At 60.5% G+C, this 14,592-nt stretch carries 14 protein-coding genes and 1 pseudogene; 3 read left to right on the forward strand and 12 right to left on the reverse strand.

Going from position 1 to position 14,592, the window contains the following annotated elements; all coding sequences use genetic code 11:
* Nucleotides 1-146: 146 nt before the first annotated feature.
* Nucleotides 147-1,070, reverse strand: coding sequence for a HEPN domain-containing protein (locus tag SBA_RS15880; protein ID WP_261935120.1), 924 nt, complete (start codon nucleotides 1,068-1,070; stop codon nucleotides 147-149).
* A gap of 51 nt (nucleotides 1,071-1,121) precedes the next feature.
* Nucleotides 1,122-1,616, reverse strand: a complete 495-nt coding sequence (locus SBA_RS15885) for a sigma factor-like helix-turn-helix DNA-binding protein (RefSeq protein ID WP_261935121.1) — start codon at nucleotides 1,614-1,616, stop codon at nucleotides 1,122-1,124.
* A gap of 386 nt (nucleotides 1,617-2,002) precedes the next feature.
* Here SBA_RS15885 and SBA_RS25305 point away from each other — a divergent pair, with 386 nt between their 5' ends.
* Entirely contained in the window at nucleotides 2,003-2,566 is a 564-nt protein-coding gene (locus tag SBA_RS25305) for a sigma factor-like helix-turn-helix DNA-binding protein (protein WP_390902348.1), read from the forward strand.
* A gap of 385 nt (nucleotides 2,567-2,951) precedes the next feature.
* Here SBA_RS25305 and istB (SBA_RS15890) read toward each other — a convergent pair whose 3' ends face one another.
* The 3 genes from istB (SBA_RS15890) to SBA_RS15900 form a co-directional block, all read right to left on the reverse strand.
* Nucleotides 2,952-3,680 carry an IS21-like element helper ATPase IstB gene (gene istB, locus SBA_RS15890; protein WP_261934260.1) on the reverse strand — a complete coding sequence of 243 codons (729 nt, stop codon included), beginning with the start codon at nucleotides 3,678-3,680 and terminating at the stop codon, nucleotides 2,952-2,954.
* A complete protein-coding gene (gene istA, locus SBA_RS15895) occupies nucleotides 3,667-5,181 on the reverse strand; it encodes an IS21 family transposase (RefSeq protein WP_261934293.1) in 1,515 nt (504 codons plus the stop codon). Before istA (SBA_RS15895) ends, istB (SBA_RS15890) begins: the two co-directional genes overlap by 14 nt.
* 589 nt (nucleotides 5,182-5,770) lie before the next feature.
* Nucleotides 5,771-6,334 carry a DUF4142 domain-containing protein gene (locus SBA_RS15900; RefSeq protein WP_261935122.1) on the reverse strand — a complete coding sequence of 188 codons (564 nt, stop codon included), beginning with the start codon at nucleotides 6,332-6,334 and terminating at the stop codon, nucleotides 5,771-5,773.
* A gap of 284 nt (nucleotides 6,335-6,618) precedes the next feature.
* Here SBA_RS15900 and SBA_RS15905 point away from each other — a divergent pair.
* Nucleotides 6,619-6,963: pseudogene (locus tag SBA_RS15905) on the forward strand (DUF3597 family protein); the annotation flags it as partial.
* Nucleotide 6,964: 1 nt separating this feature from the next.
* On the opposite strand, the gene istB (SBA_RS15910) reads toward SBA_RS15905, so the two are convergent.
* Nucleotides 6,965-7,729, reverse strand: coding sequence for an IS21-like element helper ATPase IstB (gene istB / locus SBA_RS15910; RefSeq protein WP_006956108.1), 765 nt, complete (start codon nucleotides 7,727-7,729; stop codon nucleotides 6,965-6,967).
* Nucleotides 7,730-7,744: 15 nt separating this feature from the next.
* Nucleotides 7,745-9,283, reverse strand: coding sequence for an IS21 family transposase (gene istA / locus SBA_RS15915; RefSeq protein ID WP_007200412.1), 1,539 nt, complete (start codon nucleotides 9,281-9,283; stop codon nucleotides 7,745-7,747).
* 286 nt (nucleotides 9,284-9,569) lie between these two features.
* Between istA (SBA_RS15915) and SBA_RS15920 the strand changes: the two genes are divergently transcribed.
* The gene (locus SBA_RS15920; RefSeq protein ID WP_390902349.1) at nucleotides 9,570-9,836 is read left to right on the forward strand and encodes a UvrB/UvrC motif-containing protein; all 267 of its coding nucleotides are present in this window, start codon (nucleotides 9,570-9,572) and stop codon (nucleotides 9,834-9,836) included.
* Nucleotides 9,837-9,854: 18 nt separating this feature from the next.
* Here the strand turns inward: SBA_RS15920 and SBA_RS15925 are convergent, their stop codons facing one another.
* From SBA_RS15925 to SBA_RS15945, 5 genes are all read right to left on the reverse strand, one after another.
* Entirely contained in the window at nucleotides 9,855-10,346 is a 492-nt protein-coding gene (locus tag SBA_RS15925) for a hypothetical protein (RefSeq protein ID WP_261935124.1), read from the reverse strand.
* A 295-nt stretch (nucleotides 10,347-10,641) separates the two neighbouring features.
* Nucleotides 10,642-11,490 (reverse strand): transglutaminase-like domain-containing protein, encoded by an 849-nt coding sequence (locus SBA_RS15930; protein ID WP_261935125.1) that lies wholly within the window; start codon nucleotides 11,488-11,490, stop codon nucleotides 10,642-10,644.
* A 197-nt stretch (nucleotides 11,491-11,687) separates the two neighbouring features.
* The gene (locus SBA_RS15935) at nucleotides 11,688-11,864 is read right to left on the reverse strand and encodes a hypothetical protein (RefSeq protein WP_261935126.1); all 177 of its coding nucleotides are present in this window, start codon (nucleotides 11,862-11,864) and stop codon (nucleotides 11,688-11,690) included.
* Between the two features lie 153 nt (nucleotides 11,865-12,017).
* Complete coding sequence (locus tag SBA_RS15940; RefSeq protein WP_261936761.1) at nucleotides 12,018-12,530, reverse strand: DUF1543 domain-containing protein; 513 nt, start codon at nucleotides 12,528-12,530, stop codon at nucleotides 12,018-12,020.
* Entirely contained in the window at nucleotides 12,530-14,173 is a 1,644-nt protein-coding gene (locus SBA_RS15945) for an FAD/NAD(P)-binding protein (protein ID WP_390902350.1), read from the reverse strand. The genes SBA_RS15940 and SBA_RS15945 overlap by 1 nt, the downstream gene beginning before the upstream one ends.
* Nucleotides 14,174-14,592: the final 419 nt, after the last annotated feature.

Consider the following 14,592-nt stretch of genomic DNA (forward strand, 5'->3'; position numbering starts at 1 on the left):
CGCCATTGTGGAATGAAGATTGATTTGATGTCCGCTATCGCCATCTCGGCGCTCTAAAGCTGACTGACCATAAAGTCCCATCTGCGGACGAATGAATGGTCGAACAATCCGGAGGCGCAAATCGTTCTCCAGTCGGGCGGTCTGATCTAGCCAATCACACCAGCGGTTCGCTTGAGCTCCGCAATCTTTTCCGAGCAAACTTGGCGCACAACACCACCCAGCGCCTCGATCCGGCTCGCAAGCCATTCCAATTCTTCAGCCGAGATGTTGTAATGTTTCGAATAGCGAGCCTTCACGTAAGCGTCCCGGAGCTTCGTGAAGAGCGCACGGCTTCGCCGGTCATCACGCGGCCAAACCCCGACCAATCGGCTATCCAACTTGTCTGCAAGCGATCGCAGGAAAGCGATGTTATGCCGATGAGGAGTGTAGAAAGTTAAAACCAAAAGGACGCAGTGGTAAAGGCTCTCTACCGCTTGATGAAACTCGAATGCAGCCGGCTTGAAAAACTCTCGCTGCACCGCATGCTTACCCAGTTCGTAGCGCTGCATTGCCGATGAGAACCATGTCTCGAAATATTCCTGCGCCATCTCCAATGCTTCCATTGGATCCTGCGGCTTAGGTTGATGAAGCTCAGTCTCGCTGGACTGATAAAGCGCAATGCCATCTCGGGCGATATCCATAAAGAAGAACCGGCCCTGCGCCAGCGCGTCGTTCACCTGCTTCAGGCTATGCACGATGAAATTCGCTGGCGTTCGCAGAACCTTAGTCACCTGTGTTTCCCGGATCAGCCGCTCCTCAGCATTGTGCCAAAGATCGAGGTCGGCGAGCTCCTGCTGATTGACGATCACCAGAAGGTCGTAATCCGAGACATAGCCCTTCGCCGTATGCGGTTCATTCACCCAATCGCCCCGTGCGTGCGATCCGAAGAGGATGATCTTCAGAATGCGACCGGCCTTACGCTTGCCCTCGGCCATCACAATGGCATCCGCGAATTCTTCGAACAGGAATTGGACGATGTGACCGAGTTCGCGCTGCTTCGCGTGCGGGAGGTGAGAAAGATCGGTTTTCATAGGTAACCCCAACTATGAAGGCGGGTAGGCCCAGGTTCAAGCAGGGAAACCTCACCCTATCGCTTCGAATGAAGCCGTTCGTGCAGTCCCCTGAGCCTCAAACAGCTGCACCTCCGTAGTGGCCGGATCGAGACCAAGCTGCCTGCCCGTCTCAGCCAAGCTTTGCCCATCGATGCGATGGAGGCGATAGACCTCGCGCGCCATAATCGGCAGCGAGCCGAGCGCTTCGCGAAATCGCTCGGGATCGATCGGGGCACGTGCCGGTTGGGCGAGAAGCCAGGCACGCACCCACGAAGCGCGCTGATCGTGTCGCGTCACGGCATCGCTGTCGATCTCGACTTCCGGCAGATCCCGCCACTGCGCGCGAACAATCTCGACCATATCTTCTGTGCCAACCGTCATATTTTGGTCGTTCAGGACCCGGTCGATGCTGTCCAGCAGCTCTGCAGCTGCGCTCCTGTCTGTCGCCGTCACGCGCCAGGAGCGGATGCGAGCGATAAGGTCCCGCGCTGCGCACAGCAGCGCTGTTGCCGATTCCTGCGACATGAGATTTCTCCAGAGGATGAAACGGCGGCGGACAAAGGCCTGCCGCGCCCCCTCCTTCCCTCTCCCCATCCTTCATCGCCATGGAGGCAAGTGACGCCGTCTCCGAGTTACCTTTCGACAAGGGACTAGGGTGCCACAGCCCTTCTGCGTTGACGCTGGGTTACAGGTCCTAAACCGAAGCGCGTTGTGCTGCATGAGCGAAGAGATACGACATCGTCGGCAAGTCATCGAGTCGCCAGATCCTAGGCGGTGCGAAGCGCGGTTCGTCGTGACACACGTAAGTTTCTATCCAAAATCCGAAATAGCAGGGCCGACGATGCGTTTCGTCGCAAAACTTACATATATGGTGTTCCCGTGCGAGTGCAGCATTGGCATAAGTGCTGCCTATGAGTTCGGATCGATACCGTCGGCTCACCGAAGCCCAGCGCGAGACATTGCGCCTCTATCACCAGCACCTGCAGATCAAGGAGATCGCGCAGCAACTCGGTATTTCCGAGTCCACCGTCAATCAGCGCCTGACCCAGTGCCGGCGGATCGTAGGAGCATCGAGCAGCCGTGCGGCGGCCAGATGGGTCGCTGAGTATGAGGCACGGGACGACATATGCAGTCCGTCTGCATATAGTTTTTCTGCTATGGTCTCCTCGTCCGTCCTGTCCTCAGGTGAAGCCGTAACCGTGATGGGGACGGACGATGGCTCTGAGGACAGCGACATGGCGCGAGACGACGCACCGGCTTTGCCGGCGTCCGCAGCACCGCCTGGCCGCCCTACTCCATGGCCTCTCCCCACAGCGGCATCGCCCAAAAATCGCCTCAGCAGTTGGACGCGGCTTGCGCTGGTCTGGGCGGTGGCCGCCGGTCTTCTGATAGCAGCGATCGCGCTTGTGATGCTCGGGGTCGGCTTACAGGAGGCCTTGGTCAGCCTCCAGCATCTCTTCATCGCTCCGCGCTAACCACTTCAATTTCACCTCTGGCTCAAATCTGATGCGCCCCGATTTCGCGCAAGGAGATCCTTATGCTTAATGCACACGCCCTGCACGCCGCCGCCCATGAAGTTGCCGACCGCATAGGGCCGATCGAGGCCGCGATCGACGACAGCCTCGCCAAGACGGCGGGTCTGCTTGCTTTCATGCCCGAAGCAAGGGTCGCCGCCAGGCTGCCTGTCAATCGGCGTGCAAACGGGACCCCCTATCGGCGCGCAAAAGGGACCCCATTTCAAGATGGCGCAAGGTTGATCTGACGCGCTCTCCTGCGCTGCGCGCGGCGTAGGGAGGGCGTAGCCCGACCGAAGGCGCGCGCAGCGCAAAGCATCTTTTAATTGAGGGCCGATGGGGAGGATCAGCTCCGGTTTTTGAAGCGCCAGCTGTCATTGCCGGTCTCGACTATGTCGCAATGATGGGTGACGCGATCCAGGAGCGCGGTGGTCATCTTGGGATCACCGAACACGGTGGGCCACTCCCCGAAGGCGAGGTTGGTGGTGATGATGACACTGGTTTGCTCGTAGAGCTTGCTGATCAGATGGAACAGCAACTGGCCGCCCGATCGGGCGAACGGCAGATACCCCAGTTCATCGAGCACGATGAGATCGAGGCGGGATAGCTGGGCGGCGAGTGTGCCGCTTTTGCCGATCCTGGCCTCCTCTTCGAGACGGGTCACAAGATCAACGGTGTTGAAGTAGCGGCCCCGCGCACCCGAGCGCACGACATTAGCGGTGATGGCGATGGCCAGATGGGTCTTTCCGGTGCCTGTACCGCCGACCAGGACGATATTGCGCCGCGCGGGCAGGAACGCGCCGCTGTGCAATGAACGCACCAGTCCTTCGTTGATCGGGGTGCCCTCGAACCGGAAGGCGTCGATGTCCTTCACGATCGGCAGCCTCGCGGCCGCCATCCGGTATCGGATCGACGCGGCGTGGCGATGCGTCGCTTCCGCCCTCAGAAGATCGGTCAATATCTCCATCGTGGTGCGCTGGCGCTGAAGGCCGGTGGTGACCGCATCGTCGAACGCGCCTGCCATGCCTTTGAGCCCGAGCCCGCGCATGGCCTCGATCATGTCATGCCGCTGCATCGAAGGTCCTCAGCTGGTCGTAACGGGCACAGTCGGCGATCGGAGGATGGCGCAGCGCGCTGTCCTCGGAGGTGATGATCGTGAGTGGACGCGGCGGTTCCCGGCGTCGCGCCAGGATGTTCAGGATCAGGTCGTCGCTTGCCGTGCCCGTCGCCAGTGCCTCGCGCACCGCCGCTTCGACAGGCTCCAGGCCATCGGTCAACACAGCCGACAGCACACGGACGAACCGGCGATCAGCATCGTCGCCATTACCCAGCTTGCGGCGCAGGCGGGCAAGCGCCGGTGGCAGATCCCAGCCCTGGAAGGGGGCGCCGTTCCGCAGCGCGCCGGGCTTGCGGGCCAGCACCGGCAGATAATGCCAGGGATCATAGATCGTGCGGTTGCGCCCGAAGTAGCGAGGATGTTCGGCGACAACCTCCTCGCCGCAGCGAACGACGATACGATCGGCATAGGCGCGGACCTGCACAGTGCGCCGTGCCACCGTCGAGAGCACCGAGTAACGGTTGCGGTCGAAGCTGATCAGGCAGGTGCCCGTCACGGCATGCTCGCTCTCATTGAAGCCGTCGAACGGCCCCAGCATCGGCTGCAGCGCGGATCGTTCGATCTCCAGCACCTGCGCCACGGTCAGCTCTCCCTGTTCGGGATGGGCCTGCCGTTCCGCCCAGCGCCGACACTCGGCCTCCAGCCAGCCATTAAGCTCTTCGAGGCTGGCGAACCGCAGCCGGGGCTGGAAGAAGCGGCCACGGATCGTCTGCACCTGGTTCTCGACCTGGCCCTTCTCCCATCCCGCCGCAGGCGAGCAGGCCGTGGGCTCGACCATATAATGGTCGGTCATGATCAGGAACCGCCGGTTGAAGACTCGTTCCTTGCCGGTGAACACGCTCGTCACCGCCGTCTTCATATTATCGTAGATGCCGCGCTCCGGCACGCCGCCAAAGAAGGCAAAGCCGCGCGCATGCGCGTCGAACAGCATCTCCTGGCTCTCGCGAGGATAGGCTCGGACATAGACCCCGCGTGACGCGCACAGTCGCATATGCGCGACCTTCACCCGCATCGGCTTGCCGGCGATCTCGACATCCTCATGGCTCCAGTCGAACTGGTAGGCCTCGCCTGGCCTGAACATCAACGGGATAAAGGCGGTGACGCCATCGCCGGCATCCTTGCGCCGTTCGATCTTCCATCGCGCCGCGTAGCGCCGCACGGCATCGTAGGAACCCTCAAAGCCTTCGCGCACCAGCAGGTCATGGATCCGCGTCATCCGCAGCCGTTCACGCCTGCCGCGCACCTCGTTCTCTTCCAGCAGCGTGTTCAGACGATCCTGAAACGGACCGATCCTGGGCAGTGGCTGAATCTTGCGCTGATAGTCGAATGCGCCCTCCGGCGCTCGGATCGCCTTACGGATGACCTTCCGCGACACATGCAGATCCCGCGCGATCGCCTTGATCGCCTTGCCCCCGGCATACTCGCGCCGGATCCGAACAACTGTCTCCAAAACCAACATCCCGATCTCGCCGCCTGAAAATCCAGGCAGCTGTTTAAACCATCGAAATGAGGGGTCCCTTTTAGACGCCGATCACCCCGCTAACGGGGTCCTTTTTGCACGCCGATCCACAGTGACGCCTAAAACGGGCGGCTAGCATGCGTAGCGATGACGCCGTTCCTCTGGCCGGCCCGCGCTTGATCGACTGCGGGCCATTCTCGAACGCCTCCGCTCCCCGCCAGGCAATCCCATCTCCCGCGCGCGGCAATTTGTAGAGATGCAGGTTCCCCTCAGTCGTCGCGGGCCAGGGTGGGACCGCCATTGGCGCGAACTCGAGACGTATCTCGACACCCCAGGCGATTGGTCAGGCCAGGCCTATGAGGGCCAGGATGGAGACTATACGGCCGAGGACGAGGAACGACCGCAAGGACCTCGTCGAACTTCTCACGGCTAGGCTGGTCCGGGATCAAGGTGGCGCCCGGCATCAACGGTGCGAACGCATCGGCAACGTTCCATATCGACAGTGAGCGTACGCACCGGCATTGCTGCCAGGCGATTTCGAGCCGGAGCCGAGACATGCTCTCAGGACCGGGACTGAAGTGGATGGCCCCTAGCGCTTCAGCCCTTTGGCCATGTTCACATGCGCCGTCACGATAGGCACCAGTGCCGAGGCGAAGGATTTGAGCGAGGCGACGTCGCCGCTCGCAGCATAGGCCTTCAACGTGTCGAGGGTCATCTGATGCGCGCTGATCTGGGCATCGGCATAGGCCGCGTCGAACGCTGCGCCTTCCTTGCCCTTGAGCGCTTCAAGCGTCTGAACCTGCTCTGGTGTGAGCGTCGGGTCGGGCGTGATCGCCGGCACGGCCCCGCCAGCCGCCGCCTTGAGCTTTGCCGTCGAGTCCGTGTGGGCTTTGATCATCGACTGGGCAAAGGCTTTTGTCGCGGCCGACGAGGCGCTGCCGGCAGCCAGCTTGGAGGTCTCGATCTCAAAATTGTCGCTGGCCGCTGCGGCATTGGCAAAGGCCTGACCGGCGCTCATCGCGGGCACGCTTTGTGCGGCCGCCGCGTTCGGCGTGTTCATGCTGCTATTGTCGACCATGGGATCGGCTTTCTTGCCGCAGGATGCCAGCGCCAACGCGGCCACCGACACGGTCATGAGAATGCTGCGCTTCATTATCTGTCTCCCGTCGGCGGGTCACCGATGGGGATTCAACAGTCGTCGCGCTGCCTCGTTCCGAGGGACCTTTCCTTCTATTGTGCCGTTGAGGACGAGAATGCGTGATCGTCACGCCATCGCGCTGTATTTGAAAGGCAAAGCATGGGCATCTTCGGCAAGATCATGGACAAGATTTTCCATCACGACGCGAAAGCCGCAGCGCCAGCCTCTCCTCCACCGCCCGCCCCTCCGTCGCATCCTGCGTCGCCGAGCCCCACGGGTGCCGCGCCCCCTCCCCCTGCGGCCACCCCCGCGCCGCTGCCCCGGCGGTAGATGTTGGCGCTGTGCTTGCGGCGATGGCGGACATGAAGGGTGGCGGAGGCAATTATCAGAGCTCCATCGTCGATCTCCTCAAGCTGTTGGACCTCGATTCAAGCCTTGTCGCGCGCAAGGAGCTGGCCGCAGAACTCAATGTGCATGCCGGCGAAGACGGCAGCGCGGAGCAGAATATTGCCCTTCATCGAGCCGTCATATGCGCATTTCGCGGAAGTTGGGCAGTGATTTCGCGCGATCTCGGGCACGCGTTTCACGGCATCGCGGGCAGCCATTTCGCGCCCTCGGGCAGGCTGGCCAACGGGTGTTATTGAGTCAGGGCTGAAGGCTTTGGTCAAGCAATTTCATGGTGCTCATCTTTTTTCGCATGCTGTCGCCGCTCAGGGTTAGGCGGTGAGCGTTGTGGACCAGGCGGTCGAGGATCGCATCTGCCAGGGTGGGATCGCCGATAACCTCGAACCATTGATCCACCGGAAGCTGACTGGTGACGATGGTGGAGCCCCGACCTTGTCGATCGTCGAGGATTTCCAGCAGATCGCGTCGCTCTGTTGCCGTCAGGACTGAGAGCCCCCAATCATCAAGGATGAGCAGTTCCGTACGTTCGATGGCTTTGAGAACGCGGGCATGTCGTCCGTCGCCTTTGGCTATGGCCAACATCTGGAACAGGCGGGGCACGCGATGATAGACAACCCGGCGACCATCACGGCAAGCTTTGTTGCCCAGTGCGCAGGCGATCCAGCTTTTGCCCAACCCTGTTGGCCCTGTGATCAGCAAATTTTCGTGCCGGTTGATCCAGCTGCCATCGATCAGATGCGCCATCACCGCGACATCAATGCCGCGAGGGCTGCGCATGTCGATATCTTCAACACAGGCCGCGTGGCGCAGGGCGGCAAAACGTAACCGCGTAGCCAGCTTCTTGGCGTCACGCTCTGCAGCTTCGCGATCGACGAGCAATCCCAGCCTTTCTTCAAAGCTGAGGCTTTCAAACGTCGCGCCAACGCGCCGCTGTTCATGAAGTGCCTTTGCCATACCGGAAAGCCCGATAGCCTCCAGACGGTCGCAAGTGGGATGGGACAGCAACAGTAATCTCCTCTGTCAGTGGTAATAGTTCTGGCCGCGGATGTTGCGGTGTTGCAGCGGCAGCTCTTCGGGGTCTGGTTCCAGGAAAGCCTGATCAAGACCGGTCTTCAGGATCGAGCGGATGGATGCGACCGATCGGGCCTTGATGGCGACGGCCCGGCGGCATGCGGCATCGATCCGCCGGGGCTCGAAGCTTTTGGCCAACGACAGCACGCCCAGGCAGGTTCGGAAGCCTTGTTCGGGGTGCGGCCTGTCCTGCATTACGATATCGCAAAACGCAGCCACGGAGGGCCCCAGCTTTGCGGCGCTGTTCAGAATGCGCGTCGCGGACCATTCGGCATAGCGGCGGTGCGCCGACGGCATATGCTCGGCCGCCGTGACATGACTACGCCGTCCGGGATCGCGCAGATGGCTAGCGACGCGTTTGCCACGATGGAAGATTTCTACCGTGGCATGAGTAACCCGCGCGTCCACGTCCTGCCGGATCAAGTTGAACGGCACAGAATACCAGCAGCGATCTACCTCGATGTGATAATCGGGGGCGACACGGGCCCGTTTCCAGCGCGCAAAGACATAGGGATCGGCGGGCAGCGGCTGCAAGTTCGGACGATCCAATGTGGCGAACAAATCAGCGCGACTGGCGCCATAGTCACGCATGACGCGCATGTTCAATTCGTCGAGCAATGGCCGGATGGCAGTGTTCAGCTCGGCTAGTGAGAAGAACCTGCGATTGCGCAACCTTGCCAGGATCCAGCGCTGGGCGACTTGCACGGCTACCTCGACTTTGGCCTTGTCTTTTGGCTTTCGCACGCGCGCCGGCAGGATTGCTGTGCCGTAGTACCCGGCCATTTCAGCATAGGTCCGGTTCAAGCCGGGATCATAGCGGTCCGGCTTAATCACAGCCGATTTCAGGTTGTCGGGTACGACCACCTTCGGCACACCGCCCAGATAGGCAAACATCCCCACATGGGCCGCAATCCAATCCTCCAGCCCTTCGCTGGCAACAGCCAAGGCGTAGGTATAGCTTGAGGCCCCCATCGCTGCGACGAACAGCTTGGCCGCTTTCACCTCACCGGTTGCCGGGTCAACGATCTCGATCGTGTCGCCGGAGAAGTCGACAAACACCTTTTCGCCGCCCACATGCGTTTGCCGCATGCTCGGCCGTACACGGCCTTTCCACGCGTCAAAGTGGGTGCAAAACCATGTGTAGCCAAATCCGTGGGGGTGCTGTGCCCGGTATTCCTGCCACAGCAACATGCGCGTGACCCCGCGCTTGCGCAGTTCCTGATCAATTACGGCCCAATCCGGAACTGGCCGGTCTGGATCGGCCACGTCTGAAGCGTTCGGGAATAGCAGCAGCTCAAGGCTGTCATCATCCAGCCCCTCCGGCAGGGGCCAGCCCAGTCCAGCATCCCGGGCGCGCCGCAGGTACGTGCCCACACTCCCTTTCCCAAGCCCAAGCGAGGACGCAATCGCCCGCTCACTCAGCCCTTGGGCAAACTTCAATCGCAAAACGTCGCGAATACGGCGCATGGTCAAACGTCCTGTCGGCATTCCAATCCTCCTGTGTTTCAGGAGGCGGAGTAACTGCAGTTCGTTGGTCATGCCTGCCCGCGATCGCGCGAAATCAGTGCCCGCGATCGTGTGAAATAGGTGCCCGGCTTCCCGTGAAATCGCTGCCCGCGATCAGATGAAATCAGTGCCCGCGATCACGCGAAACGCGCAGTCATAGCCAAGCTGGCCGAAAATGGCGGCATCGTCCCAGACAGTCTGCGCGCGTGATCGAGCGGGCAGCCTGGAAGATATCATCGTGACTCGGCTTGAAGAATTGAGACACGCCATGGACGCAGCTGCCGCGGCGCTGAATTTCGATGAAGCCGCCCGTCTGCGCGACATGATCAGCCTCGTGCGGGCCGGCGGCGATCAGCCCGCAACGGATATCGACCCACAGGGTCTTGAGCGGCAGCAGCCTGGTGCGATGGGTCTGGGTACGAGCCAGCAGCGCGTACGCCCGCCAGCGGGCTGGGTGCGTCCCAAAAAGCCAGATCCCATGACAAGAGGTCGCAGTCGCAGGGCAAAGGGTCTCTCTAAGAGAGATGAGCTATAGCGCAGCAGACCCACGCGGTCAGCTTTGCACGGCGAAACTTTTCAGACGGAGGTCGAAATAAGGTTCGCCGCCCTCGGCGATGGTGAGCCGCTGCGGCCATCGAACGCCGCCGTTTTCCATTTCCCCGGAAAATTCGAAGCGCTGATCGACTATGGCAGACCCGTTCACGGCAGGAATGCGGTTGGTGGCCCAGGCGAGCCGTGCGTCCGTGTCAAATCCCAATATCGTTTCAGGAGCCAGGGGATGGCGGGCGATCAGGCGGTCGGGTAAAAAACCAGGCGCCCATGACGCGTCCTTATCTTGCAAACTGACAAGGCGCATCAAGCCGTAGATGGCATATTGCGCCCGCTCGTGCGCGAGCATGGCGGCAGGCATTGGCTTGCGTTGCCCGTTCCGCTCAATCCAGCCTTGCTCGCCCTCGACGATGAGGGAGCGTTTGTGCGTTGGCCCTTCGCTTGTAAGCCAGCTATCGGACCTGGCGCGCACAAAGGGTTCGACATGCGTGACCATATCGATCTCCACCGTGCGGCCGCCTGCCGTAACCGTTGCAGCCCCCGACCATTGGAGGATCCTGGCGCGTCTCAAAGCCCGGTCCCCACCTGCACGCGCTATAGCGCGCTCGAGCAGGTCTGGCGCGCGCGCCGCGATCAGTGCTGCGCCACTTGCAATCAGGAAGGTCCGACGATCGAACATGTGTCCAAAGATAACGCTGTACCCACATCATGCCAGCGGGAATCCCTCAGGATGAAGGCTTTTGATGCCATGCGATTGTGATCTGACGGACCTACGCGGGCCTCGATCACGGTTACGCAGCGAGCCTGACGGCAGGGCTCTGCTCGAAAGGCACTTGCGTCACCTCGTCGGTATGCACCTTGAAGCTTTCAAGGCGCACATTGCCGAATGCCGTCGTCAACGCCGTATCGGCCGCATCGCGACCGCAGGCCATAAGAATCCGTCCGATCCGCGGCACACGGTGCCGCGCGTCGAAGCTATGCCATTGCCCGCCCAGATAGACTTCAAACCAGGCATGAAAGTCCATCGGGACGTCGACGGGGTCTATGCCGATATCGCCCAGATAGCCGCTGCAATAGCGGGCGGGTATGTTCATGCACCGGCACAGCGCCACTGCCAGATGGGCAAAGTCCCGGCACACGCCGACCTTCTCCTGATAGGCTTCCCAGGCGGTGCGGGTCGAGCGGGCATAGGCATAGCCATAGGTCAAATGGCTGTGCACGAAATCGACGATTGCCTGAACCCGCTGCCAGCCGGGCGGAATGTGTCCGAAGAGCCACCAAGCCTCGTTGGACAGGATGTCCGTGTCGCAATAGCGGCTCGCGACGAGATACATGAGAATGTCCGCAGGAAGTTCCGCTATCGGGTGCTGCACGGCCTCCGGGCTTTGGCGATCAACGGTTCCAGGGTCTGCGATCACAAAATCGCAGGCTATGGTGGAGCGCCCGGCGGGCAATGTCATGCGCGTGCAGATATTGCCGAACACGTCCCGATAATCTTCCATACCCATGGCACGATCGCTGACCAGACGGTGGGTCGTCTGCAGATCGTTCCATCGCTCGGGACGGACGCTCAACATCGAAATCAGCGGCGTGGGAGCATAAGCCTCGAACATGAGGTCATAGCCGGCACGGATCAGCATGGTGGAGGCTCCGACAGAAATTTGGTGGGTCCGCTATGAGAATGCGGCGGCATAAGCGCATGAACACTCAACTGGTTTCAGGAAAACTGGATTTACAGTGCGAAAGCGATGCCTAGAAAAAGAGGTCAAACCCGACGGCCTGCAAGATAGCTGCCCCTCAGCGACGATTGCCCCCGCGCACGGCGGGGGCGTGCATGTCAGTTGTCGGTGCCCGGCTTGGTCGTCTTTGGCGCCTTGCCATCTTCGATCCGGCCTTCGTTGCGCAGATCGCGACCTTCCTGAGCCTTTTCCTTCGCTTCGGCCGAATTGCCGTGCTCGTAAGCTTCTTCCTTCACGTAACCGGCGGCTTCTTTGAGTTCACCTTTGATGCCCATGAATATCTCCTGTCGGCATATGTCATGCTTGGTCATGACAGGTGTAAAGCGCATCAGAAGGGGTTTTGCTCCACTTTGAGGATTGAAAGCAGACTAATTCGCACTGATCATGCGGAACAGATCACAGTCGAACCAACCGATTTGAAACATGGATCAACTATTCTTCCTGATCGGAATATATTGGCAGACAAAATTGGGGCCATGCGGTTGAGAACAGGGTATCAGATGAACGTGAAGACCTGTGTCACCCGATCTTGCACTGAGGCAGAAGGCCTGCTCGGCCTCGTACAGATCGTCGCGATGGGGATCGCTCCAGTGTCTGATCGATTTTAGCGCTCGCGATTTTGCTTTTGGCTCGCTGTCGGCGACCACGAAGAGATTGCGGTGCCGCTCGGCAAATTCTCCCGGCTCGTAACCGCCCAGATTAACGAAATAAAGCCTCTCCATCCCGGTGAAAGGCTCCGGACGGAGCGTGACATCATAACCATCGGCGTGGGTGATTTCCGCCCAACAATCGATGTGCAGGCTCTTTGGGATGCCCCACCACTGACGCCTGAGTTCGGCGTGCGTCTCCTCGATCCTGTTGGCGACCACGAAACGCACGTCATGGATCTCGATATTGGCGCCGGGAAACTCCCCACCGACATAGATGGCGAAGAGCTTCATCACCAGGCGGACCGTCCCTCGGTTGCCGAGGGAAGAGCGTAAAATTCGACCCCGTTGCGCCTGATCGCCTTGGCAAGCTCTTCACCCACGACGAGCCCCATTTCATGAGCGCTGGTAATTCCCTGGATAAAGGGATGCCGCCCCATGAGGAAAGGCAGGCTTAGGCAAAATAGCTGATCGGCCGGGATGTCGGGCGAAACCGGGTGAAACTGATCGTCGATCACGATCCCCCTGGTCGGACCAGGCGCATCGTCAGGAGCGACATCGCGAATGATCCCTTGATCGCGGAGCGCCGCAAAGGGAAAATCCTTTGTAGACAACGCCCTCTGACCCATTGCCTCGATAAAGACGGGAAAATGTGTCTGTTCGGATCCTAAATCCAGCACGGCGCCGCTCTCGGGTCTATGACTGTCGATCCGGTACCCCTCGCCCACTGCCATGACGGACAGCTTTCCAGCCGCATGAAGCGCCAGCATGCGCTTGATGGATACATGGGGAACAGTGGCATAGTCATCGACGAAAATCGGCTTGAAATGGCGCGAGAAGCGTCGGAACTCCTCGTCGTTCAGATGCGGTACCAACTCCTGGATCACCTCATGCATGCGCAGGATCGCGTAGCGCCAAGGCACCGTGTAGCGCCGTGCGTAGTCGCGCTGTGCTTGCTCCAGATTTGCCCTGGCCCACATGAAGGGATCGGTCGCGATCCGGTCGGCAAAGTAGCTGTCGCAAAATGCCTCCATATCGAGCTTATGCAGTTCGATCTTGTCGGCATAGCCCGGATCGGCGACTTCCAGCTCCCGTTTGAAGAGGCCAAAGGCCCGATCGAGAAGATCCGGCCGCTGGTCCGCCACGAGCGCCTCGATTGCTTCTGCCGTACAGAATGACAAGGGCGCATAGGGTATGGGAAAATAGAAGTCCGCTTCAGGGAGCAGGCCTTTGCGCGACAGCATCGTCATATGGAAATCATCTGTGCCGGGCGACGGGCAATAGGCGACGTCGCCGGCATCGTCCTCTACGAAGGCGCCATGCGTCACAGCCAGCGCAACGGCGGCATCGATCGCGCTGAGGGATGATCCGCGAATCCCGATCTTGCAGGGCGGAACCTGAGCCAACGCCGTTGCCGGCCAAGGGCTGAGGAAATAGCCGGGTCGAACCTCCGGCTCTTCCGGCCACTGATGTCCCGTAGCCAGGACCACATGGTCGAACTGCTCCTCGAAAGCCGCGCCGCGACGGGGCTGAGCGATAAGCGTCATGCCCTCGGAGCCTCCCACGGCATCGATCACCGCGCAATGCGTGCGCACGGCAACATCGACACCGGCGCGCTCTGCCCGCGCGATCATGGCCTCGAGCTGATCGCAGAAATACTCGCCCAGGGCTACGCGTGGATAGAAGGAGCGCTCGTTAATCTCACCGCGTGCAATTTGGAGATTGGCCAGGCGCTCGTCGGGCTGTCGGCTCAACCAGTCGAACAGCGTCTCCTCAAGCGCCGGGATCTCGATGCTGGCGATATTGGAGAGCATGGCCGGGTCGTTCCATCCCGGACGATAGGGCGTCCCGCGGCCGACGATGCCTTGCTTTTCGAAGATGGTCAGGCGGAACGAAGGCGGCTTTTGCTTCAGCAATGCGTGAAGCGTGTAGATCATTGTCGGACCTGCGCCGACAAATGCAATCGAAGCTGTCATGCGGGCGACAATGCATGCGACCCTAAAATAGCTCCTGAAAAATCATACTCATCCAGATCAACTTCGCACCTCAGATGAAACTCATCAGCGACCGTATTGCTTGTTACGCTGCGCCTTGGATAGGTTTTCCGCCAGTATCGCGCACAAGGAGAAAGAATATGCCCGGAAACGAAAATGGGCTCGATCCGCATAATGGTCAGTCCAAGGAGCTTCCCCGCCGCGGGCCCGCCGGAGACGTCCGCCCGAACGAGGATGATCTCGATCCCCGGACGAAGGGAAGCAATCGGCAGGAAGATGTCGAAGACCGTCCTTCGGTCGGGACCGTGGAACCCGAAGACTATCCCGAGAGCGACCGCAGTGACGCCCGACCGTAATGAAAA

The organism is Sphingomonas bisphenolicum, from assembly GCF_024349785.1.
Classification (GTDB): Bacteria; Pseudomonadota; Alphaproteobacteria; order Sphingomonadales; family Sphingomonadaceae; genus Sphingobium; species Sphingobium bisphenolicum.

Coding starts and splice junctions, on each gene's coding strand:
- SBA_RS15880 (WP_261935120.1), bottom strand. CDS start 1,070: ATGAAAACCGATCTTTCTCACCTCCCGCACGCGAAGCAGCGCGAACTC.
- SBA_RS15885 (WP_261935121.1), bottom strand. CDS start 1,616: ATGTCGCAGGAATCGGCAACAGCGCTGCTGTGCGCAGCGCGGGACCTT.
- SBA_RS25305 (WP_390902348.1), top strand. CDS start 2,003: ATGAGTTCGGATCGATACCGTCGGCTCACCGAAGCCCAGCGCGAGACA.
- istB (WP_261934260.1), bottom strand. CDS start 3,680: ATGCAGCGGCATGACATGATCGAGGCCATGCGCGGGCTCGGGCTCAAA.
- istA (WP_261934293.1), bottom strand. CDS start 5,181: ATGTTGGTTTTGGAGACAGTTGTTCGGATCCGGCGCGAGTATGCCGGG.
- SBA_RS15900 (WP_261935122.1), bottom strand. CDS start 6,334: ATGAAGCGCAGCATTCTCATGACCGTGTCGGTGGCCGCGTTGGCGCTG.
- istA (WP_007200412.1), bottom strand. CDS start 9,283: ATGCCGACAGGACGTTTGACCATGCGCCGTATTCGCGACGTTTTGCGA.
- SBA_RS15920 (WP_390902349.1), top strand. CDS start 9,570: ATGGACGCAGCTGCCGCGGCGCTGAATTTCGATGAAGCCGCCCGTCTG.
- SBA_RS15925 (WP_261935124.1), bottom strand. CDS start 10,346: ATGGTCACGCATGTCGAACCCTTTGTGCGCGCCAGGTCCGATAGCTGG.
- SBA_RS15930 (WP_261935125.1), bottom strand. CDS start 11,490: ATGCTGATCCGTGCCGGCTATGACCTCATGTTCGAGGCTTATGCTCCC.
- SBA_RS15935 (WP_261935126.1), bottom strand. CDS start 11,864: ATGGGCATCAAAGGTGAACTCAAAGAAGCCGCCGGTTACGTGAAGGAA.
- SBA_RS15940 (WP_261936761.1), bottom strand. CDS start 12,530: ATGAAGCTCTTCGCCATCTATGTCGGTGGGGAGTTTCCCGGCGCCAAT.
- SBA_RS15945 (WP_390902350.1), bottom strand. CDS start 14,173: ATGATCTACACGCTTCACGCATTGCTGAAGCAAAAGCCGCCTTCGTTC.